General features: G+C 70.4%; 27 protein-coding genes, 1 tRNA gene, 1 pseudogene and 1 riboswitch. Of the genes and pseudogenes, 18 read left to right on the forward strand and 11 right to left on the reverse strand.

The window, feature by feature from the left end; all coding sequences use genetic code 11:
* The first annotated feature begins 14 nt into the window (after positions 1 to 14).
* Positions 15 to 605, forward strand: coding sequence for an HhH-GPD-type base excision DNA repair protein (locus tag IF20_RS17495; RefSeq protein ID WP_052866122.1), 591 nt, complete (start codon positions 15 to 17; stop codon positions 603 to 605).
* 73 nt (positions 606 to 678) lie between these two features.
* Here the strand turns inward: IF20_RS17495 and nicT are convergent, their stop codons facing one another.
* On the reverse strand, positions 679 to 1,794 hold the full coding sequence (gene nicT, locus IF20_RS17500; RefSeq protein WP_052866434.1) for a Nickel transporter NicT: 1,116 nt from the start codon (positions 1,792 to 1,794) through the stop codon (positions 679 to 681).
* A 31-nt stretch (positions 1,795 to 1,825) separates the two neighbouring features.
* Positions 1,826 to 2,076: riboswitch (cobalamin riboswitch) on the reverse strand.
* 16 nt (positions 2,077 to 2,092) lie between these two features.
* Positions 2,093 to 2,989, reverse strand: a complete 897-nt coding sequence (locus tag IF20_RS17505) for a helix-turn-helix domain-containing protein (protein ID WP_110944261.1) — start codon at positions 2,987 to 2,989, stop codon at positions 2,093 to 2,095.
* Between the two features lie 170 nt (positions 2,990 to 3,159).
* Between IF20_RS17505 and IF20_RS17510 the strand changes: the two genes are divergently transcribed.
* From IF20_RS17510 to IF20_RS17525, 4 genes are all read left to right on the forward strand, one after another.
* Positions 3,160 to 4,209 carry an NAD(P)-dependent alcohol dehydrogenase gene (locus IF20_RS17510; RefSeq protein ID WP_052866124.1) on the forward strand — a complete coding sequence of 350 codons (1,050 nt, stop codon included), beginning with the start codon at positions 3,160 to 3,162 and terminating at the stop codon, positions 4,207 to 4,209.
* 252 nt (positions 4,210 to 4,461) lie between these two features.
* Positions 4,462 to 4,989 carry a DUF4232 domain-containing protein gene (locus tag IF20_RS17515; RefSeq protein ID WP_052866125.1) on the forward strand — a complete coding sequence of 176 codons (528 nt, stop codon included), beginning with the start codon at positions 4,462 to 4,464 and terminating at the stop codon, positions 4,987 to 4,989.
* A 292-nt stretch (positions 4,990 to 5,281) separates the two neighbouring features.
* Positions 5,282 to 5,578, forward strand: coding sequence for a type II toxin-antitoxin system VapB family antitoxin (locus tag IF20_RS17520; RefSeq protein WP_004943146.1), 297 nt, complete (start codon positions 5,282 to 5,284; stop codon positions 5,576 to 5,578).
* A gap of 191 nt (positions 5,579 to 5,769) precedes the next feature.
* Positions 5,770 to 6,390, forward strand: coding sequence for a LytR C-terminal domain-containing protein (locus IF20_RS17525; protein ID WP_052866435.1), 621 nt, complete (start codon positions 5,770 to 5,772; stop codon positions 6,388 to 6,390).
* 161 nt (positions 6,391 to 6,551) lie between these two features.
* On the opposite strand, the gene upp is transcribed toward IF20_RS17525, so the two are convergent.
* Positions 6,552 to 7,187 carry a uracil phosphoribosyltransferase gene (upp, locus tag IF20_RS17530; protein ID WP_052866436.1) on the reverse strand — a complete coding sequence of 212 codons (636 nt, stop codon included), beginning with the start codon at positions 7,185 to 7,187 and terminating at the stop codon, positions 6,552 to 6,554.
* Positions 7,188 to 7,723: 536 nt separating this feature from the next.
* On the opposite strand from upp, the gene IF20_RS39230 reads away from it, so the two are divergent.
* The 9 genes from IF20_RS39230 (at position 7,724) to IF20_RS17565 (ending at position 13,849) form a co-directional block, all read left to right on the forward strand.
* Positions 7,724 to 7,900 (forward strand): hypothetical protein, encoded by a 177-nt coding sequence (locus IF20_RS39230; RefSeq protein ID WP_199896658.1) that lies wholly within the window; start codon positions 7,724 to 7,726, stop codon positions 7,898 to 7,900.
* 374 nt (positions 7,901 to 8,274) lie between these two features.
* Positions 8,275 to 8,808 (forward strand): tRNA adenosine deaminase-associated protein, encoded by a 534-nt coding sequence (locus tag IF20_RS17535; RefSeq protein WP_052866126.1) that lies wholly within the window; start codon positions 8,275 to 8,277, stop codon positions 8,806 to 8,808.
* A 97-nt stretch (positions 8,809 to 8,905) separates the two neighbouring features.
* A complete protein-coding gene (locus tag IF20_RS17540) occupies positions 8,906 to 9,520 on the forward strand; it encodes a nucleoside deaminase (protein WP_234426700.1) in 615 nt (204 codons plus the stop codon).
* Between the two features lie 102 nt (positions 9,521 to 9,622).
* Positions 9,623 to 9,709, forward strand: a tRNA-Ser gene (locus tag IF20_RS17545).
* Positions 9,710 to 10,098: 389 nt separating this feature from the next.
* Positions 10,099 to 10,263, forward strand: coding sequence for a hypothetical protein (locus IF20_RS39235; protein ID WP_181138704.1), 165 nt, complete (start codon positions 10,099 to 10,101; stop codon positions 10,261 to 10,263).
* Between the two features lie 124 nt (positions 10,264 to 10,387).
* Positions 10,388 to 10,681 carry a Dabb family protein gene (locus IF20_RS17550; protein ID WP_052866127.1) on the forward strand — a complete coding sequence of 98 codons (294 nt, stop codon included), beginning with the start codon at positions 10,388 to 10,390 and terminating at the stop codon, positions 10,679 to 10,681.
* Positions 10,682 to 11,054: 373 nt separating this feature from the next.
* A complete protein-coding gene (locus IF20_RS17555) occupies positions 11,055 to 11,858 on the forward strand; it encodes an RNA polymerase sigma factor SigF (protein ID WP_030615628.1) in 804 nt (267 codons plus the stop codon).
* A gap of 212 nt (positions 11,859 to 12,070) precedes the next feature.
* Positions 12,071 to 12,910: an RNA polymerase sigma factor SigF gene (locus tag IF20_RS17560; protein ID WP_052866128.1), complete on the forward strand. Its 840-nt coding sequence runs from the start codon at positions 12,071 to 12,073 to the stop codon at positions 12,908 to 12,910.
* A 144-nt stretch (positions 12,911 to 13,054) separates the two neighbouring features.
* Positions 13,055 to 13,849, forward strand: a complete 795-nt coding sequence (locus IF20_RS17565; protein WP_052866129.1) for a hypothetical protein — start codon at positions 13,055 to 13,057, stop codon at positions 13,847 to 13,849.
* Positions 13,850 to 14,045: 196 nt separating this feature from the next.
* On the opposite strand, the gene IF20_RS17570 is transcribed toward IF20_RS17565, so the two are convergent.
* From IF20_RS17570 to IF20_RS17595, 7 genes and pseudogenes are all read right to left on the reverse strand, one after another.
* Positions 14,046 to 14,423, reverse strand: coding sequence for a DUF6247 family protein (locus IF20_RS17570; RefSeq protein WP_407702517.1), 378 nt, complete (start codon positions 14,421 to 14,423; stop codon positions 14,046 to 14,048).
* Positions 14,424 to 14,532: 109 nt separating this feature from the next.
* Positions 14,533 to 14,865: a helix-turn-helix transcriptional regulator gene (locus IF20_RS17575; RefSeq protein WP_052866130.1), complete on the reverse strand. Its 333-nt coding sequence runs from the start codon at positions 14,863 to 14,865 to the stop codon at positions 14,533 to 14,535.
* Positions 14,865 to 15,128 (reverse strand): annotated as a pseudogene (locus IF20_RS17580) (type II toxin-antitoxin system RelE/ParE family toxin); the annotation flags it as partial. The gene IF20_RS17575 and the pseudogene IF20_RS17580, both read right to left, overlap by 1 nt.
* A 133-nt stretch (positions 15,129 to 15,261) precedes the next feature.
* A complete protein-coding gene (locus tag IF20_RS37855) occupies positions 15,262 to 15,576 on the reverse strand; it encodes a GntR family transcriptional regulator (RefSeq protein ID WP_324605575.1) in 315 nt (104 codons plus the stop codon).
* Positions 15,557 to 15,835: a GntR family transcriptional regulator gene (locus IF20_RS17585; protein WP_234426701.1), complete on the reverse strand. Its 279-nt coding sequence runs from the start codon at positions 15,833 to 15,835 to the stop codon at positions 15,557 to 15,559. Before IF20_RS17585 ends, IF20_RS37855 begins: the two co-directional genes overlap by 20 nt.
* Positions 15,832 to 16,065, reverse strand: a complete 234-nt coding sequence (locus IF20_RS17590) for a GntR family transcriptional regulator (protein WP_110944265.1) — start codon at positions 16,063 to 16,065, stop codon at positions 15,832 to 15,834. The genes IF20_RS17585 and IF20_RS17590 overlap by 4 nt, the downstream gene beginning before the upstream one ends.
* 55 nt (positions 16,066 to 16,120) lie before the next feature.
* Positions 16,121 to 16,384, reverse strand: coding sequence for a GntR family transcriptional regulator (locus tag IF20_RS17595; RefSeq protein WP_234426725.1), 264 nt, complete (start codon positions 16,382 to 16,384; stop codon positions 16,121 to 16,123).
* Positions 16,385 to 16,702: 318 nt separating this feature from the next.
* Here IF20_RS17595 and IF20_RS40545 point away from each other — a divergent pair, with 318 nt between their 5' ends.
* The 3 genes from IF20_RS40545 to IF20_RS17605 all read left to right on the forward strand — a co-directional run bounded on the left by IF20_RS40545 (position 16,703) and on the right by IF20_RS17605 (position 17,466).
* A complete protein-coding gene (locus tag IF20_RS40545; RefSeq protein WP_267881135.1) occupies positions 16,703 to 16,837 on the forward strand; it encodes a hypothetical protein in 135 nt (44 codons plus the stop codon).
* Positions 16,834 to 17,136: a hypothetical protein gene (locus IF20_RS17600; protein WP_052866441.1), complete on the forward strand. Its 303-nt coding sequence runs from the start codon at positions 16,834 to 16,836 to the stop codon at positions 17,134 to 17,136. The genes IF20_RS40545 and IF20_RS17600 overlap by 4 nt, the downstream gene beginning before the upstream one ends.
* 105 nt (positions 17,137 to 17,241) lie before the next feature.
* Positions 17,242 to 17,466 carry a DUF397 domain-containing protein gene (locus tag IF20_RS17605; RefSeq protein ID WP_052866132.1) on the forward strand — a complete coding sequence of 75 codons (225 nt, stop codon included), beginning with the start codon at positions 17,242 to 17,244 and terminating at the stop codon, positions 17,464 to 17,466.
* A gap of 205 nt (positions 17,467 to 17,671) precedes the next feature.
* Here IF20_RS17605 and IF20_RS17610 read toward each other — a convergent pair whose 3' ends face one another.
* Positions 17,672 to 17,884 carry a hypothetical protein gene (locus IF20_RS17610; RefSeq protein WP_052866133.1) on the reverse strand — a complete coding sequence of 71 codons (213 nt, stop codon included), beginning with the start codon at positions 17,882 to 17,884 and terminating at the stop codon, positions 17,672 to 17,674.
* A 315-nt stretch (positions 17,885 to 18,199) separates the two neighbouring features.
* On the opposite strand from IF20_RS17610, the gene IF20_RS17615 reads away from it, so the two are divergent.
* Entirely contained in the window at positions 18,200 to 18,676 is a 477-nt protein-coding gene (locus IF20_RS17615; protein ID WP_052866134.1) for a MarR family winged helix-turn-helix transcriptional regulator, read from the forward strand.
* The last annotated feature ends 7 nt before the right edge of the window (positions 18,677 to 18,683 follow it).

The raw sequence follows: 18,683 nt of genomic DNA on the forward strand, positions 1-18,683 counted from the left end.
GGGATCATCGATACATGAACGTGAGGATGCGGGTCGCACAGCAGGAGGAAGCCGACGAACTGCTCGGCCGCAGCCCGCTCGCCGCGCTGGTGGGCATGTTGCTGGACCAGCAGGTGCCGATGGAGTGGGCGTTCACCGGCCCGTACACCATCGCCCGGCGGATGAACGGCGACGACCTGGACGCGCACGCCATCGCCGCCCAGGACCCGGAGGCGTTCGAGGAGCTGCTGGCCCGCAAGCCGGCCGTGCACCGCTACCCCCGGTCCATGGCCAAGCGGGTGCAGCAGCTGTGCCAGTACCTCGTCGCGCACTACGACGGCGAGGCGGAAGCCGTCTGGCGGACCGCGGGCACCGGCGCCGAGCTGCTGAAACGCCTCAACGAGCTGCCCGGATTCGGCAAGCAGAAGGCCCAGATCTTCCTGGCGCTGCTCGGCAAGCAGTTCGGCGTGCGGCCCGAGGGCTGGCGCGAGGCCGCGGGCCCGTACGGCGAGGCGGACGCCCGCCGCTCGGTGGCCGACATCACCGGCCCCGACTCCCTCGCCGAGGTCCGCGCCTACAAGCAGGAGATGAAGCGGGCGGCGAAGAAGGCGGCAGCGGCCAAGTGAGCGAGGGCCGAGTAGGCGACGGCCGGGGCCGGGACACGGCCCCGGCCCCGGTACTTCCGCCCCGCGGGGCGGCTCAGCTCTCGGGGGCGGCCGCCGCCCGGGCCGTCCAGCGCTGCTCGATCCCGGAGAGCCGCCAGTAGGCGATCGCCGCCGCCCAGACGACGACGAAGAGGCCGACGATGAGGTAGCCGACGTTGTCCAGGTCCAGCCCGGAGACCCAGTCGGTGACCGCGTCCCGCAGCCCGAGCTTGTCGTGCAACACGCTCACCAGCTCGATCGTGCCGATGAAGAACGCCACCACGATCGACAGCCCGGTGATGGTGAGGTTGTAGTAGACCTTGCGCACCGGGTTGGAGAACGCCCACTGGTACGCGAAGTTCATGAACGTGCCGTCCAGCGTGTCGAACAGGCTCATGCCGGCCGCGAAGAGCAGCGGCAGGCACAGGATCGCGTACCAGGGCAGGCCGGCGGCGGCCCCGCTGCCGGCCATCACCATCAGCGTGACCTCGGTCGCGGTGTCGAAGCCGAGACCGAAGAGGAAGCCGAGCGGGTACATCTGGCCCGGGCGCGAGATCGACTTGGTGAAGCGGCCCAGGATGCGGTTCATGAAGCCGCGCGAGTCGAGCTGCTTCTCCAGCTCGTCCTCGTCGTACGTCCCGGCGCGCATGGCCCGGAAGACCCGCCAGATGCCGGCCAGCGCGACGAGGTTCAGGGCCGCGATGAGGTACAGGAACCCGCCGGAGACCGTGGTGCCGACCGTGCCGAGCACCTGGTGGGTGCGGGAACCGTCGTCCAGCAGCGCGCCCGCGATCGCCGCGCCGCCCACCACCAGCGCGGCCAGCACGACGACCACGCTGGAATGGCCCAGCGCGAACCAGAAGCCCACCGACACCGGCCGCTTCCCGTCGGCCATCAACTTGCGGGTGGTGTTGTCGATCGCGGCGATGTGGTCGGCGTCGAAGGCGTGCCGCATACCGAGGGTGTACGCGGTGACGCCGAGACCCACGCCGTAGACCTGGCTACCGATCGTGTAGTGGTGCGGGACCACCAGCAGGAAGAGCACGCCGAAGGCGACGACGTGCAGCCCGGCTATGACGGCCAGCAGGCCGGCCGTGCGGACGGTGTCCTGCCGCCGCCAGCGGAACGCCGACGGAACGGGGGACGTGGGGGTATGGGTGGGCACGGTCATCCGGCCGTCACGCTCCAGCACCTCGTGGATCAGTTCGTGAGATGCCGTGGCCGGTCTCCTGGCTTACGGGGAACCCCCGCACCCCGCTAAGGGGTCCGGGAGGGCGCGCCCGGCCCGGCCTTCCCGCCCGCACCCTGCGGACAGTGGCCCCCGCACGCACAGAGGAAGCCTGGCGCGCGGGAAGGGTCGGATACTCCCCGATCACAGTGGCGAGGGCCGCTCCGGACTCGGACCCGAAGGTCTGCACCGGTCTTCCCGAACACCACGGCCCGGCCACTCTATCCCCGCTGTCCTCTCGCTATCCCCGGCTGTCCTCTCGCTCGACGGTGTCCTTGCTCACCGGGGCGCGCTCGGCGGGGCCCTCCGCCGCCCAGCTGCCCAGGAGCCGCAGCGACTCGGCCGACGTCGAGCCGGGCTCCGCGTGGTACACGACCAGCTGCTGGTCCGGGTCGGCGGGCAGCCGCAGCGTCTCGTACGACAGGGTCAGCGGGCCGACCAGCGAGTGGTGCAGCCGCTTCACGCCGAAGCCCTTGTCCTGCACGTCGTGCGTGGCCCACAGCTGCCGGAACTCCTCGCTCTTGACCGACAGCTCCCCGATCAGCGAGGCGAGCTTGGGGTCGTCGGGATGGCAGCCCGCGTCCAGCCGCAGGTAGGACACGATGTCGGCGGCCTTGCGCTCCCAGTCGACGTAGAAGTCGCGGGACGCCGGGTCCAGGAAGACCTGCCAGGCGACGTTCCGCTGCTCCGGTGGCATCGCGGCGTAGTCACCGAGCAGCGCGCACGCCATGCGGTTCCACCCGATGACGTCCAGGCGGCGGCCCGCGACGTACGCCGGTATCCCCTCCATCGCGTCCAGCAGCTGCTGCAGCGCGGGCCGCACCTGCTGCGGGCGGCCGGCGCCGCGCGACCGCTTGGCCTTCGGCTTGACCAGGTGACTGAGGTGCGCCCGCTCCGCGGCGTTCAACCGGAGCGCGCCGGATATCGCGTCGAGGACGGCGGTGGAGACGTTCTGCCCGTGGCCCTGCTCCAGGCGGACGTAGTACGCCACGCTCACGCCGGCCAGCTGCGCCAGCTCCTCCCGCCGCAGCCCCGGCACCCTTCGCCGCCCGCCGTGCCGCGGCAGTCCGACGTCCTCGGGCTGCAGGCGGGCGCGGCGGGTGCGCAGAAATTCGCTCAACTCGGTGCGCTGGTCCATACGGCCAAGTATCCGCATCCTGACGACAACGCGCGGTGGCCTGTGGACAACTCTGCGAAGCCGCAGGTCACGGCGGTATGGCGAGGGTGTCACTGGCGTTGGTACCAACGGCGTTCGTACGTAAACGGGGGGCCTGGCTCCGCTTTCGCTCAGGACGCATCCTCGATGTCATGACACACACCTCTGTCACCGCGTATGCAGCACCCGCGCCCAAGGCACCCCTGGAGCGCACCACCATCCCGCGCCGCGAGCTCGGCGCGCACGACATCCTCATCGAGATCAAGTACGCGGGGATCTGCCACTCCGACATCCACCAGGTCGACAACGGCTGGGGCGAGGGCATCTTCCCGATGGTCCCGGGCCACGAGATTGCCGGCGTGGTCGCCGCAGTGGGCTCCGAGGTCACCCGCCACCAGGTGGGCGACCGGGTCGGCGTCGGCTGCATGGTCGACTCCTGCCGGGAGTGCGACAACTGCAAGGCCGGATTCGAGCAGCACTGCACCGGCACCGGCCCCGTGATGACGTACAACGCCACCGGCCGCGACGGCGAGCCCACCTACGGCGGCTACTCCACCCACATCGTGGTCACCGAGGACTTCGCCGTCCGCATCCCCGAGGGCATCGCGCTGGACGTGACCGCGCCGCTGCTGTGCGCCGGCATCACCGTCTACTCGCCGCTCGCCCGCTGGGGCGCGGCCCCCGGCAAGAAGGTCGCGGTCGTCGGGCTCGGCGGCCTGGGCCACATGGCGGTGCAGATCGCCCGCGCCAAGGGCGCCGAGGTCACCGTCCTCAGCCAGTCGCTGCGCAAGAAGGAGGACGGCCTGAAGCTGGGCGCCTCCGACTACCGCGCCACCTCCGACCCGGCGACCTTCGAGGAGCTGGCCAACAGCTTCGACCTGATCATCAACACCGTCTCGGCCGACCTGGACCTGGGCGCGTACCTGGGCCTGCTCCGCACGAACGGCACGCTGGTCCAGGTCGGCGCGCCCGAGCAGCCGCTCCGCACGTCGCCCTTCGCGCTGATCCAGAACAACCGGGCGATGGCCGGTTCGTCCATCGGCGGCATTCCCGAGACCCAGGAGATGCTGGACTTCTGCGCGGCGCACGGCATCGGCGCGCAGATCGAGGTGATCCCCGCCGAGGAGATCAACGACGCCTACCGGCGGGTGCAGGCGAGCGACGTCCGCTACCGCTTCGTCATCGACGTCTCCACGATGTGATCCTCAGGTGATTCCCGAGTGATTCCCGAGGACCGGCCGCGGCCCGCACGGCTCGCGGCCGGTTCCCCGTACGGAGCCGGGTGGCCGTTCGACGGCCGCCCGGATTCGTTGCATTTGGGGGTGGATAGGCGGCGTTAGCCGGACGTTAGCGGACCAATAGCGTCCCCGGACAGAGTGGTTGTCGTGCCGGAGGGACCAGCCGGCTGCACCACCCACCAGTCATCGCAGTCACCACTCACGGGGGAACCCACCATGTCGAAGAAGACAGTCAAGGTCGCCGTCGCCTCCCTCATCGCCGCCGGCGCGCTGGCCGCGACCGCCGGCCCCGCGCTGGCGCAGGCCGCGCAGCCGGCCGCCTCCAAGATCGCGCCCTGCACGGCGTCGGCGCTGAAGTTCGAGGCCGGCACCGTCAGCCGCCCGATCAACCACGTCCTGATCAAGGCCACCAACACCTCGAAGAAGACCTGCGACTTCTCCGCCGAGACCTATCCGCTCCTGCGCCTCCACAAGGACCAGCAGGCGGTCACCCCGGTCGTCGACGGCTCCGAGCCGCAGGCCGTGGTCACCGTCGCCCCCGGCGAGTCGGCCTACGCAGGCCTGACGCTCTCCGCCGCCGACTCGTCGGAGAAGGGCTTCAAGACCGGCAAGATCGAGGTGGCCGTGGACCGCGACACCGCCCTGAAGTCCGTCACCGTCAAGGGCGGCCCGGTCTTCATCCAGCCCGGCGTCGCCAAGGTGACGTACTGGCAGGACAACCCGGCCGACGCCCTCCTTTGGTAACGCTCCCGGCCGACGCGCTTGCTCGGTAACACTCCCGGCCGAAGCGCTTCTCAGGTGACGCTCCCGGCCGACGCCCTTCGCCGGTGACACTCCCGGCCGGGGACCGGCCCCCGATCCCCGGCCGGGCCCCGTACCGCCCCGTACCGCCGCGTTCCGCCGGGCCCGCCCCGGCGGAACGCTCCGGCGTACTCGGGTGTCCCCGGGGGCATTGCTCCTCTTGCACCGGTTGCTCCCGCTTCCCACCCGTGCGACATGGCTGCGCCCGAGGCCGGGTGACCGGTAGGCTTTCCGTGTGATCTTCAAGCGCATCGGAAATGGGCGGCCGTACCCCGATCACGGCCGGGAGAGCACCCGCCAGTGGGCGGACGTGGCCCCGCGCCCGGTACGGCTTGACCAGTTGGTCACCACGAAGCAGCAACTCGACCTGGAGACGCTGCTCGCGGAGGACTCGACCTTCTACGGCGACCTGTTCGCACACGTCGTGAAGTGGCAGGGCGACCTGTACCTGGAGGACGGGCTGCACCGCGCGGTACGGGCGGCGCTCCAGCAACGCCAGGTACTGCACGCCCGCGTCCTCGAACTGGACTGACGCGCGCCGGAACTCGGGGCCACGCTTGGCCCCGAGCTTCACGGAAAGTAGCCGTGGCGCCCGGTATTGGCCCTTTCGGGTCGGGTCTCGCGCCACGCACAGATCATTTAATAGGCAGAGCGCCATGACCGCACTACGCTGCGGACATGAGCATGCTGACACCCCCCGGCATGGGCGGTAAGAAGTCCGGCATGGGCGGTAAGAAGTACCGCATCACGGGCGACAGGTATCCGCGGATGCGTCGCCCCCGCCGTGACCGCAGGATCGCCGTGGCAGTCGTGGCCTCCGCCTGCGTGCTGGCCGTCGGCGCCTGGGGCGCCGTTCAGCTCATCGACGTCTTCACCGGCCGGAGCGGCACCGCGCAGGCCGCCCAGGAGAAACCGAAGTGCCCCCCGGGCCAGGACGGCGGCAAGCCGCGCGGCACGGCCGAGCCGCTGCCCGAGCCCAAGGCCATCAAGGTCAACGTGCTCAACGCGACCACCCGCAGCGGACTCGCCAAGGACACCGCCGACGCGCTCAAGAAGCGCGGCTTCACGATCGGCGAGGTGGGCAACGCGCCGGCCGCCTACGACAAGAAGACCAAGAGCGTCGGGCTGCTGCTCGGCGCGCCGGCCGCGGCGGACGGCTCCTTCAAGGTGCTGGCCACGCAGCTGGACGGCGTCCAGCGGAAGGCCGACGGCCGCAAGGGCGGCGAGGTCGACCTGATCATCGGCGACAAGTTCAAGGCCCTGACGAAGGAGAAGGACGCCAAGGCCGCGCTCGCCGCGCTGACCGCCCCGCCGAAGGAGAAGCCGGGCACGCCGAGCTGCTGAGCACCTCTGCGGCGCCGAGTCTCCGACGTACGCGTCCAGCCTCCGACACGCCCGTCCGGCCTCCGACATTCTCGTCCAGCCTGTCCGCCCCGTCGACCTGGCCGACCGTCCGCCCCGTTCGTCCTGCCCGGGTCGGGCCTACGCCCGGCCGGAACCCGGCCTCAGCCGGCCGTCCCGTACATGCGGTCGCCCGCGTCGCCCAGGCCCGGGACGATGTAGCGGTCCTCGTTCAGCCGCTCGTCGACCGCGGCCGTGACCAGCGTCACCGGCGTACCGGCCAGTTCCTGCTCCATGACCTTCACGCCCTCGGGCGCGGCGAGCAGGCAGAGCGCGGTCACGTCGTCGGCCCCGCGCTGGATCAGTTCCTTGATCGCCGCGACCAGCGTGCCGCCGGTGGCGAGCATCGGGTCCACGACGTAGATCTGCCGGCCGGAGAGGTCCTCCGGCATACGGGTGGCGTACGTCTGCGCCTCGTACGTCTCCTCGTTGCGGACCATGCCCATGAAGCCGACCTCGGCCGTGGGCAGCAGCCGCACCATGCCGTCCAGCATGCCCAGACCGGCCCGCAGGATCGGTACGACCATCGGGCGGGGGTGGGAGAGCCGGACGCCGGTGGTCGCCGTCACCGGGGTCTCGATGTCGACCTGTTCGGTGCGCACATCGCGGGTCGCCTCGTAGGCGAGCAGGGTGACCAGCTCGTCGGCGAGACGCCGGAACGTGGGGGAATCGGTGCGCTTGTCGCGCAGAGTGGTGAGTTTGTGCGCCACCAGCGGGTGGTCGACGACGTGGATCCGCATGACATCGACAGTAACCGAGGCCGGGCCCCCGAGCGCCCGCCGGTGGCCGTAGCCGGTGGCCGTACGGAGACCGGCCACCCCGCGCGGTCCCTCGGCCAACGTCAATCGATTCGCATCAACCCCGCACTTCGGGGGAAAGTGGGCACAGACGCCCGGACCGCCGGCCGGCCTCCGGGTGAGGACCTCGGCCCGAGGCGGTGTCGCTCATGCCCGACCAGAAGAACCGTCAGGACGCACGACAGAACCGTCAGGACACACGGCAGAGCCGCCAGGACACGCGGCAGAGCCGTCAGACTCGCCAGAACCACCAAGGGCGTACGACTGCTCAAGGCCTCACGAACGCTCAAGGTCGTACGAATGCTCAAGGCCGTACGGCCGCCGCGCGCGGTGCGGCACGGGGCGAGGACGGCACCACCAGACCCGATCGCCCGGCGGAGCGGGCCAGAAGCGGCCGGGAGGCCGGGCCGCCCGGTGGGACGACGGACCCGGCGGACACTTCGACGCCGCGCCCCGAGGACACGGCACAGAAGGTGGCCATGGACGCGCGGGCGGCCGGCGGGGACGCCGAGCCGGACGCGGCCCGCCGCCGGCGCCGGGCGCAGTTCCTCCGTGAGCTGAACGAGGCCAAGGAGCTGCGCGACCGCGTCCAGCCCCGGCGCGCCCGCGCCGCCCGGATGCGGCAGGCGATGCGCATGCGCACGTTCCGCTGGTAGCGCAACGGCGCGGGGCCGCGCCGCCCGGGCCGCCGCGCCGGCACCCCGTACGCGTCACGACAAGGCCCCGCGCACGACACCGCAGCGCCCCCTACGCGCCACATATGGGCCGTTTACCCGCCACCATTCGGGCGCCGTGTGCGTCACCCCGAAGACGGCCCCACTCGGCCGTCAGGGGGCGGATTCGGCCCCGGTACGGCACCCATCCGGCCCCCGTACGGACCGGATCTCGCAGAACCCGGGCACGACGCAGCGTCGAAGACCCCGCGCGAACGCGTTGTTTCTGCCACGATTCCGATGGGGCGGGGACTCCGGGCGCATGCGCGTCCGCCTCGTCCGGCCCGGATACGCCTCTGACCAGTGGGAGAGTCACGGTGTACTTCGCCGCACTGCTCGCGCGCACCGAAGACGGGTGGGAAGCGAGCGATACAGAGCTCGACAATGTGGAGACGCTTGCCGACCTGGCCGACCTGGCCCGGCAGGCGGCGGTCGACGACGACACGGTGGTGGCGTTCATCGAGCAGGAGGGCGCGTGGTTCGGCGTCGTCCGGGTGGACGGCGAGGACGACCCGCGCGTCTTCGTGTCGGACGCCACCGCCGCTTCCCGCAGCTCGTACGGCGCGATGCTGACCGACGAGCTGATCGGCCGCGAAGAGGAAGCCTCGGAGGACCTCGACGATCTGACCAATCTGGACGGTACGGAAGACGGTGAGCCCGAGGGCGCCGTGGACGAGACGGAGGCCGAGGCCGACGACCGGTTGCCGGCCGGGCCGCTCGGCGACGTCGACCTCCTCGACGACCTCGGCGTCACCGGCAAGGATCTGCTGACCTTCGACAGCAACGGAGACGCGTTGGGCGAGATCGCCGACGCGCTGGGCTGCACGGACGTACTGGAGGCGGTGCGGTGACGGACGGGGAGCGGCGCACCCGGCCGCTCCCCGTCCGCCCGCCGCAGGGCCGCCTCAGCCGGTCTCCAGGTACCGCTGCGTCGCCGACACTGTTGGCATGACCGACGCACAGCCCGCTCCGGCCCCGGCGGCCCCCGTACCCGATCCGTTGCGCGACCCGTGGGCCGCGCCCATGCGGCAGGCCCTGGCGGAGGCCGCGCTCGCCCCCGGGACTGGAGACGTCCCGGTGGGCGCCGTTGTGCTGCTCCCGAACGGGCGAGTGATCGGTACGGGTCACAACGCCCGGGAGGCCACCGGCGACCCGACTGCCCACGCCGAGGTGCTCGCCCTCAGGGCGGCGGCCCGCACGCTCCAGGAGGAGGCGCAGGCGGCCGCTGCGAGGGAGGACGGCGGGACCGGGGAGGAAGACGGGGCAAGGAAGGACGACGGCGCGGGGAAGGGCGACGGGGCCGTACGCCGGGCCACCGACTGGCGGCTGACCGGCTGCACCCTCGTGGTCACGCTCGAACCCTGCACGATGTGCGCGGGCGCGATCGTGCTGTCCCGGGTCGACCGGGTGGTCTACGGCGCCCGCGACGAGAAGGCGGGCGCGGCCGGCTCCCTCTGGGACGTCGTACGTGACCGACGCCTCAACCACCGCCCTGAAGTGATCACCGACGTCCTGGCCGAGGACTGCGCGGCGCTCCTGACGGACTTCTTCCGCGCCCGCTGAGGTCACCGGCCGTGTCCTGTCGACCGCGATATCCCGGGGCTGCGCCCTCACCTCCCGGAACCGATTTCGGTGCACGGCCCCTCATGGGCTAGGCTCTGCCTCGGTAGCGTGTCCGAGCGGCCGAAGGAGCGCGCCTCGAAAGCGCGTGAGGGGGCAACTCCTCCGTGGGTTCAAATCCCACCGCTACCGCTCGCACGAAGGGCCCGACTCAGCCGAGTCGGGCCCTTCGTCGTATCCGGGCCTCATGGCCCGCACCGCAGCCGGGAGGAGCACGGTGCGGACCCCGCAGAGGGGCCCGGCCCCGCCCGCGGACTCCTGCCAGATCCGTCGGGCGCACCATCCAGCCTGCGGCCGCGCCCCGGCCGGACGGCCCGCCGAACGGCCCCGATCACAGGGACTTTCGTCCCCGGGGCCGTCGCCCCTGAGCGGTTCCGGTGGAGCCGGGGCGGGCGGAGCACGGCTGTCTCCATGGGGCCGGTGTGAACGAAGCACGGCTGCTTCCACGGGGCCGGTGTGGTTAAACTCGCCCGACCGCACCGGGCGGGAGCCCGTCAAGGCCGTAGGGGAGACAGGGACGAATGGTGGAAACGAAGAAGATCGCGCTCTATGTGGTCGTCGTCTTCGTCCTGTACACGATCGTCACGTCCCCCACCCGGGCCGCCGATCTCGTCCAGATAGGGTTCGAGGGCATTTCGGACGCCGCCCAGGGCGTCGGCCAGTTCATGACCTCGCTGATCCAGTAGCCGCCCGGCAGAGCCCCTCGGGCCGTCCCGTCCGCCCGTAGCCCCGGGCGCCCGTCCGCCAGGCCGGCAGAAACGATCCAGCGGGCCCGCACGCCCGTACGTATGCACTCACGGAGGCCCGCCCATGATCCGCCACCTGGTCCTGTTCAAGCTCAACGAGGGCGTCGAGCGCGACGAGCCGCGCGTCGCGGCCGGCGTGAAGGCGTTCCAGGAGCTCGGTGACCTCATCCCCGACCTGGAGTTCTGGGAGTGCGGCTGGAACGTCACCGACCGCCCGATCGCGTACGACTTCGCGATCAACTCGGCCGTCGCCGACAAGGAAGCCCTGACGCGCTACCTGGAGCACCCCGCCCACCAGGCGGGCGTCCGCCAGTGGGCGGAGTTCGCCACCTGGGTGATCGCCGACTACGAGATCTGAGCCACCGGTCCGGCCCCGTCCGGACCGCGGTGCCGCCGGGCCGTGCCCCGGTCGCGCCGCCCCGGCCCGCCGCGGGCCGACAGCGCCCCTCGCCCCCACCGGCGAGGGGTTTCTTCATGTCCCGCCCCTTCCCGCGCCCCCGGAAAGCCGCTCCCCGGCGCCGCCGTACCGCCCGCCGCCGGCCCCCGCGGCCCGCTCCCCGCCGCCCCCACCTGCGCCGCGCCGCATCAACTGCCGCTCAACACGGCGTTATGCGGTGCTTGCACACACTGCACATGTCTTGTGATGCTATGACCGCTTTGGTCGAATAAGTCCGCTTCGACAGAACCCAGTCCGACACAAAGCCCAGTCCTGTGAAGGGGAGGCGTGAATCGTGACGGCCCGTACTGCGCCGAAGGCGCCATCCCGCCAGAGCAGGAGTGCGGACACCCGGGCGCTCACGCAAGTCCTCTTCGCCGAGCTCGCCGGCCTGGAGCCGGGCACACCCGAGCACGCCCGGGTGCGGGACGCGCTGATCGAGGCGAACCTCCCCCTGGTCCGTTACGCGGCCGCGCGCTTCCGCAGCCGCAACGAACCCATGGAGGACGTGGTCCAGGTCGGCACGATCGGCCTCATCAACGCGATCGACCGCTTCGACCCGGACCGCGGCGTACAGTTCCCCACCTTCGCCATGCCGACCGTCGTCGGCGAGATCAAGCGGTACTTCCGGGACAACGTCCGCACCGTCCACGTACCGCGCCGCCTGCACGAGCTGTGGGTACAGGTGAACGGCGCCACCGAGGACCTGACCGTGCTGCACGGCAGGTCCCCCACCACCGCGGAGATCGCCGAGCGCCTGAAGATCGGCGAGGAGGAGGTACTGGCGTGCCTGGAGGCCGGCCGCTCGTACCACGCCACGTCCCTCGAAGCCGCGCAGGAAGGCGACGGCCTGCCGGGCCTGCTGGACCGCCTCGGCTACGAGGACCCGGAGCTGGCCGGCGTCGAACACCGCGACCTGGTCCGCCACCTCCTCGTACAGTTGCCCGAACGCGAGCAGCGCATCCTCCTGCTGCGCTACTACAGCAACCTGACGCAGTCCCAGATCAGCGCGGAGCTGGGCGTTTCCCAGATGCACGTCTCCCGGCTGCTCTCCCGGAGTTTCGCCCGCCTGAGATCCGCAAACAGGATCGACGCCTAATCAGGTCGAGGTACGGGCACCCCGGCAGCACCACTCCTTCCTGCAGGGATATGTCGACTTGGCGCTACAGCGTGTTGCCGACATGTGACATTCTGCAGGAACCGCGTTTGCCGTGGCGCCGCCTCCGGTATTCAGGTGGAGGCTGAACTCTTCGCTCCGTATGGGGCGCAGGAGACGCACCGGCGACCCGACCGCGACCTCAAGGGGGTGGCATGTCCGTAGAACTGGGCAGCTCCAAGGTGCTCCCCGCACCAGCACCGCATGTGCACGACGACGACGTGCATGACGACGCCCTCAACACCCGTACGCTCTCCCGCTCCCTCTTCCTGCGGCTGGCCACGCTCGACAAGGACAGCGTGGAGCGTACGTACGTCCGCGACACACTCATCGAGCTGAACCTCCCGCTGGTGCGTTACGCCGCTGCCCGCTTCCGCAGCCGCAACGAACCGATGGAGGACATCGTCCAGGTCGGCACGATCGGCCTGATCAAGGCGATCGACCGGTTCGACTGCGAACGCGGCGTCGAATTCCCGACGTTCGCCATGCCCACCGTCGTCGGCGAGATCAAGCGCTTCTTCCGCGACACGTCCTGGTCGGTGCGGGTCCCGCGCCGCCTCCAGGAGCTGCGGCTGGCCCTCACGAAGGCCAGCGACGAGCTGGCCCAGAAGCTCGACCGCTCCCCCACCGTCGCCGAGTTGGCCGCCTGCCTGGGCGTCACCGAGGAGGACGTGGTCGACGGCCTCGCGGTCGGCAACGCCTACACGGCCTCGTCCCTCGACTCCCCCTCCCCCGAGGACGACGGCACCGAGGGCTCCCTCGCGGACCGCCTCGGCTACGAGGACAGCGCACTGGAGGGCGTCGAGTACCGCGAGTCCCTGAAGCCGCTGCTGGCCAAACTCCCCCCGCGGGAGCGCCAGATCATCATGCTCCGCTTCTTCGCGAACATGACCCAGTCGCAGATCGGCGAAGAGGTCGGCATCTCCCAGATGCACGTCTCCCGCCTCCTCACCCGCACCCTCGCCCAACTCCGTGACGGCCTGACCACGGACTGACGACGCGAAGCCCCCCGGGCAGCAGGGACCCGCCCCGGCCCGGGGCATCGGCACGCCCGCGTACGCGCCCACGCACGCATTCCGGCGCGTACACCTGCGTGCCGCCACCTTCACACCTGACGGCCCGTCAGCCACACTGGCGCCATGCGACGGACGACAGTTGGCGCGTCAACGGGTGTGTTGCTGTTACTGGGCGCTGCCCTCCTGGCGGCCCCGGACGGCGAGACCGACCAGGGCTACGTCGCAACGGGCCCGGCAGGCGACCGGTCCCCCGTGAAGCCGGCGCCCCCCACGGCGGACGTCACCCTGACCCCGCTGGACGGCCACGGCCATGAACCCGGCCCAGGCACCTCGCACCCCGGCAAGCCGTCCCCTGGCGGCGCCAACCGGCCCCCGTCCGCCGGAGACACCGGTCCCGACGGCACCAAGGGGCCGGGCGGTCCCGACGGCAGCAACCGGCCGGGCGGGCCCGACGGCACAAGTACGTCCGACGCCTCGGAGAGCCCCCAGCAGCCCCCCGCCGGCCACGCCGACGACCCCGACGACTCCGGCTCCCCGGCGGACCACAACGCCCCGCCCGACAACGGCCCCCCGAGCGACGACCCCACCCCCTCGGACCCGCCGCCGTCCTCCCCCGCCGTGCTCCACCTCTCGCCCCCCGACCTGGCCGACACCGACACCCGCTGGTGCGAGAAGGTCACCCTCGACCTCCGCAACACCGGCGGCCGACCGGTACGCGAAGGCACCCTCACCTTCCACACCCACATCATCGGCGGCCTCGGCATCGACTGGTCCACCCGAAAATCCACCCGCGCCCTACCGACACCGATCCCCGCGGGCGAAACGAAGACCCGCACCTGGAAGATCTGCGTAGCCGCCTGGCGCGTACCGCTCGGCATGCACATCGACACGAAGACGGTGGACGCCGAGTGGACGTGACGGCCGATCCGCCTCAGAGAGGTGGGGTTTCAGCCGTATCAGGTGATGTTGCAGATGTAGATGCACTCGTGACGGGGTACGGCGAGGAAGCTGATGAAACCTCGGCCGCCGAGGATGTCGAATTCCCGCAGGCCGCCCTCGCGGTCGATGGGTCTGCCTTTGCTCGGGTTGTAGTCCCACGTTCAGTCGCCGTGGGTCACAGCCCGGCCTCTTTCTCCGCCGCCTCGCGGATCCGCTGAATCTCGGCGATGGCCTCTGTGGGGTCCTGGTCCCCCACATCGATGATCCGCTCCAGTTGATGGAGACGGGCGGTCCGTTCGGGGTACCGCTCGATCGCGATGAAGACGGCCCAGGAGTGGACGAAGGCGCGGAGAGGGGCGAGGCTCTGCGTCTGCTGAGCGTTTGTCGTCGCCTCGAAGAGGTGCTGGGTAAGGGCAGGTACCCGACTGGGAGCGATGCGGGACACGGCGGCCCGCAGGTCGTCGGGCGTGAGGTCAGGCATCGGGATCAGCGGTCCGTGCGGGCCGTCGGGCTGCGCGCTCACGGTGTCCTCCAGTGCGGCGGGTGCGTCCATACGTTCGCGGTCGGGCCGACGGCCCGGGCCCGGACTGGAACACCGACGAGCCGAGGCGCGCACGGCTTGTGCATCGGACGGTGCGCTGGCGCAGTGGAAGGGAAGCCTCTCAGGCCGCGCCGATCACTCGGTCGCCGTATTCGATGGACAGCGTGATCCGAGCGCCCAATGCCGCAGCGTATGTGCGCATCGTCTCCAGATTGTGGATCTCTCCTCGTTCGATCTGGGACACCCGCGCCTGGGAAACGCCGACCGCCGCCGCGACCTGGGCCTGGGTGCGTCCCTGTTCTTCCCTGATCATGCGCAGGTGATAGCCCAGAACATGTGCCTCGGTCGCCGTCCGCGCCGCCTGCTTGCGGGCTTCCCACTCGGCATCGGTGACCTCGGGATGGGCTTCGCGCATCTCGCGCTTCACCTTTGCCCAACTGCTGTAACCGTTCATCAGGCGTCCCCGTCCTCTCCTGCGCGGTGGGCGCTCGTCAAGTACGCGCTGTAGCGGGCCTCGGCGAGTGGAATCGCTTCTTCGTACCACTGGCTCCAACGGCCCACCTTGTCACCTGCCACGAGGAGAACCGCCTCTCGTACCGGATCGAAGACGAACAGGATCCGTACCTCGGTCCTGCCGGCGCTTCCCGGCCGCAACTCCTTGAGGTTGTGCACCCGGCTCCCGGCGATCCGGTCGACCAGCGGCCTGCCCAGAATCGGGCTCTAGAAGGCAATCCTTATACCGTCATCCCAACGGGTTACATAAAGCAGGTAGTCGCTGGAATGGCCGCGAGTCGCGCTGGGCAGCACGGCACTCGGCGTCGCCGGCGGGTGCGGCCCGATCGAGCTGCGGTCAGGCGTCCGGGGGCGCGCCCGTGAGGTCTTCCGGGGACTGCGGTGGGACGAAGGAGCCCGTGCCGTGTTGGGTGTGAATGAGGCCTTCGGCGCGTAGGCCTCGGTGCACCTTCGGGGGTGTGGAGTTGGCTATGCCGAACTCCGCCGGGACGGCCAGGACGGATGGCACGCGCGTCCCGGGCGCATACGTGCCGTCCGTGACGCGGCGGCGGATCACGTCAGCGACGTTGCCGACCGTCTGATCACATCTGAACCGCGAGTCGGTTCCGCTTGCGCGCCGGTTGCGGCACCGCTCACGCGTCCGCAACCTCACCTGCGGAGTCTTGCGGGTGTTGCTTCGAGACGAATGAACCCATGCCCGGGGTCGTGACGATGAGGCCCTCGGCGCGGAGGGCGGCGGTGACCTTGCGGATGGTCACGCGGGCGACGTCGAACTCCTGCTCCATTCGGACCTCGGAAATACGGTGTTGAGGCGGGTACTCCCCGCTCGCGATTCGTCTGCGGATCACCTCGGCGATCTGTACCCACTTGGGCCGCGTCGGATCGAACTCGGGTGGGGGCGACATGGTCATGCGTCGGCCTGTGGGACGAAGGAGCCCGTGCCGTGTCGGGTGTGGATCAGGCCTTCGGCGCGTAAGCCTCGGTGGACCTTCTGGGCGGTGGACGTGGCGATGCCGAACTCTGCCGAGAGGGCCAGGACGGACGGTACGCGCGCGCCGGGGGCGTAGGTGCCGTCCGTGATGCGGCGGCGGATCACGTCAGCGACCTGCCGCCAGCGAGGGCGGTCCAAGGCGAAGTCCATCACAGCCGGACGGTACTTCTCCTGAGTACACAGAAGCGTTTCTGCGGAACGCCCTTCACCCGTCCTGGGGACTCTCGGCGAGCTTCTCCCTCGCGCTCTTCGTCACGAAGGAGCCCATACCGACCTGGGTCTGGATCAGGCCCTCTGCACGCAGGCCTCGGTGAACCTTCTGGCCGGTGGACGTGGCGATGCCGAATTCCTCCAGCATCTCGGCCACGGACGGCACGCGCGTGCCAGGTGGGTAAGTGCCGTCTTCTATGCGTGTGCGGATGATCCTCGCCACTTGGCGCCATCGCGGCTCGTCCGGTGCAAACTCCATCACCGCACCAAGGTAAGCAGCCCATGCCATACCACGCGAGACGTAGCTACGGTGCCTAGGCAACCTAGGGGTAGCAGACTGCACTAGAGCTGAGCATCCGAGACCCCGGCAGTCGCGGCAACGACCCCGGGGTGTGGTCAACGCAAGCCCTGAAGAAGGAGCGTCGACATGCGTCACCGTATCGTCCGGGCCATGGCATGGCTGGGAGGTCTGTTCTCCCAGCCAGTCACGACGGCCAGCCACTCCCATACGGCTTCCAGTAGCGGAGGAACAACCAGTCCCCCTCTCCGCCGCTCACGATCCCCCCGCTCGCTCGAAGTGCCCATCGACGGGGACGCCTCCCGACTCGTACGGCCGTACCTCGTCGCCTGCGAGCAGCACGCCCGGGAGCGGGCTGCTCGGCTCTTCGAGTCCGGCGGCAGCCACTCGGTGTACGCGGCGTGTGCCGCATGAGCGAGCCGGAGCGGCTTCGGCTGCTGCCCTGGGCCGGGAGTGACGGGCGGCGGTGTTATCTGTCGACGGATGCGGACGGGAGCGGATACGTCGCGCGGCTCGCGGATGAGGTGGAGGCCGTGCAGCTCGCCATGGGGGCTCGGTTGGTCGAGCGGGCGAGTGAGGTGCTCGGCGCTTCGGGGCGGGAGCGGCGAGCGCGCCCCAATGAGCTGCGGTGTCTCGCGTACGGGCTGGTCGAGGCGTTGCGGGACGCGCTTCGGGTCGCGGAGAGCCGGGGCGGGCGGGGGGACCGTCCGTAGGCGCAATGGCCGAAGGGCCTGCCGATTGGCCCACGGAGCGGTGCGCACGCCCGCGGCGCGGGTGAGGGTGAGCCCAAGGAACAGGGGTCGCGAGAGGAGACCGTGATGGGTCCTGCGAAGGACGAGCTGTACGCCTTGGATGTGGCGGACGTCCGGTGGCGAAAGAGCAGCAAGAGTTTGTCCGCAGGGGACTGCGTGCAAGTCGCGGAGCTGGCGGGCGGAGCCGTGGCGCTGCGGGACTCGCGTCATCCGGAGCGTGGCGATCTTCGGTTTACGGCGCAGGAGTGGACCGCGTTCTGCGCCGGGGTGCAGGGCGGAGAGTTCGACTGAGCGGGCCGGTATGTACGTGACGTACGTACCCGGTACGTACGTACCGAGTTCGGCCGCACATACGTGAGGGCTTCTCCCGGGGCTGGTGATCAGCGTCCGGGGGAAGCCCTGGGTCGTACGGGAGCGGAGTGGGGGACGGGGGACGTACGGGGCGGCGCGCCTCGCGCCCGCCCGGGGGCTTCGCGCGCGAGCCCGAGAAGGGGGCTCAGCCCAAAGCCAGCCAAGCCGCCGCGGCGACGATCACGATGGCGACGACGACGCCGATGATGATGCCCGCGCGGGGGCCCGAGGAGGTCTGCTGGGTGGCCGCGGCGGCGCGGGGGGACTGGGGGGCGCCTTCGTCGACGAAGGCGCGGAACATCTGCGTGCTGCCGGCCGGGTCGTAGTTGCCGTCGGGCGTCTGCGGGTTGTTCGCCATAGGCCGAGACCCTAGCGAACCGGCGGGTAGGGGGACACCCCCGGAGGCCTTTCCCCGCCTGTGTCGGCGAGGGGCGCGGAGGCGGTCAGAGCGCCGCGAAGTGGCAGAGGGAGCGTGAGGGGTAGGCGTATGCCCCCGCCGCTACTCCCGCACACCACCTTGACCTGCTGTTTTACGGCTTGCGGCTGGATCTTTGACTCGTGCAGGGTACATCTTTTTAGCTTCCTTTACCTTGCGAACCCCGGATTCGTTTGCCTGTGGCAACCAAATGGTTCTATGGTTGCCTCAAGCAACAAAAGATGTGTGGAGGTGCCCATGGCAGCGCAGGGTCAGTACCAGGAGCTGGCCAGGCAACTCACCGCCATCGGCGCTGTGAAACGCGAACTTGGGCGCATCCTGCCCCACGACTGCCCGCCCGCCTCGGTAGGCGTGCTCACCATCCTCGACCGGTACGGCGAGATGCGGATGAGCAAGCTGGCCGAGCTGTTGATGATCGACATGTCGGTGACCAGCCGGCACGTCGCCCACATCGCGGAGCGCGGCTGGATCGAGCGGGAGCCCGACCCCCTGGACAAGCGCTCCAGGCTGCTGCGACTGACACCCCGTGGACGGGAACTCCTCGCCGAGCTGGCCGTCCGCTACACAGACTCCCTCGCCCGGTACCTCGACGACTGGTCCGACGACGACGTCGGCCGGCTGAACGAACTGCTCGCGAAGTTGCACGAGAGCTTCGGCGACTGCCGCACCCGGGCGAGCCACGACCACACCACCCGTACATCAGCAGGACGATAAGGAATTA

Origin of the sequence: Streptomyces niger (assembly GCF_000718305.1) — a bacterium.
GTDB classification, from domain to species: Bacteria; Actinomycetota; Actinomycetes; order Streptomycetales; family Streptomycetaceae; genus Streptomyces; species Streptomyces niger.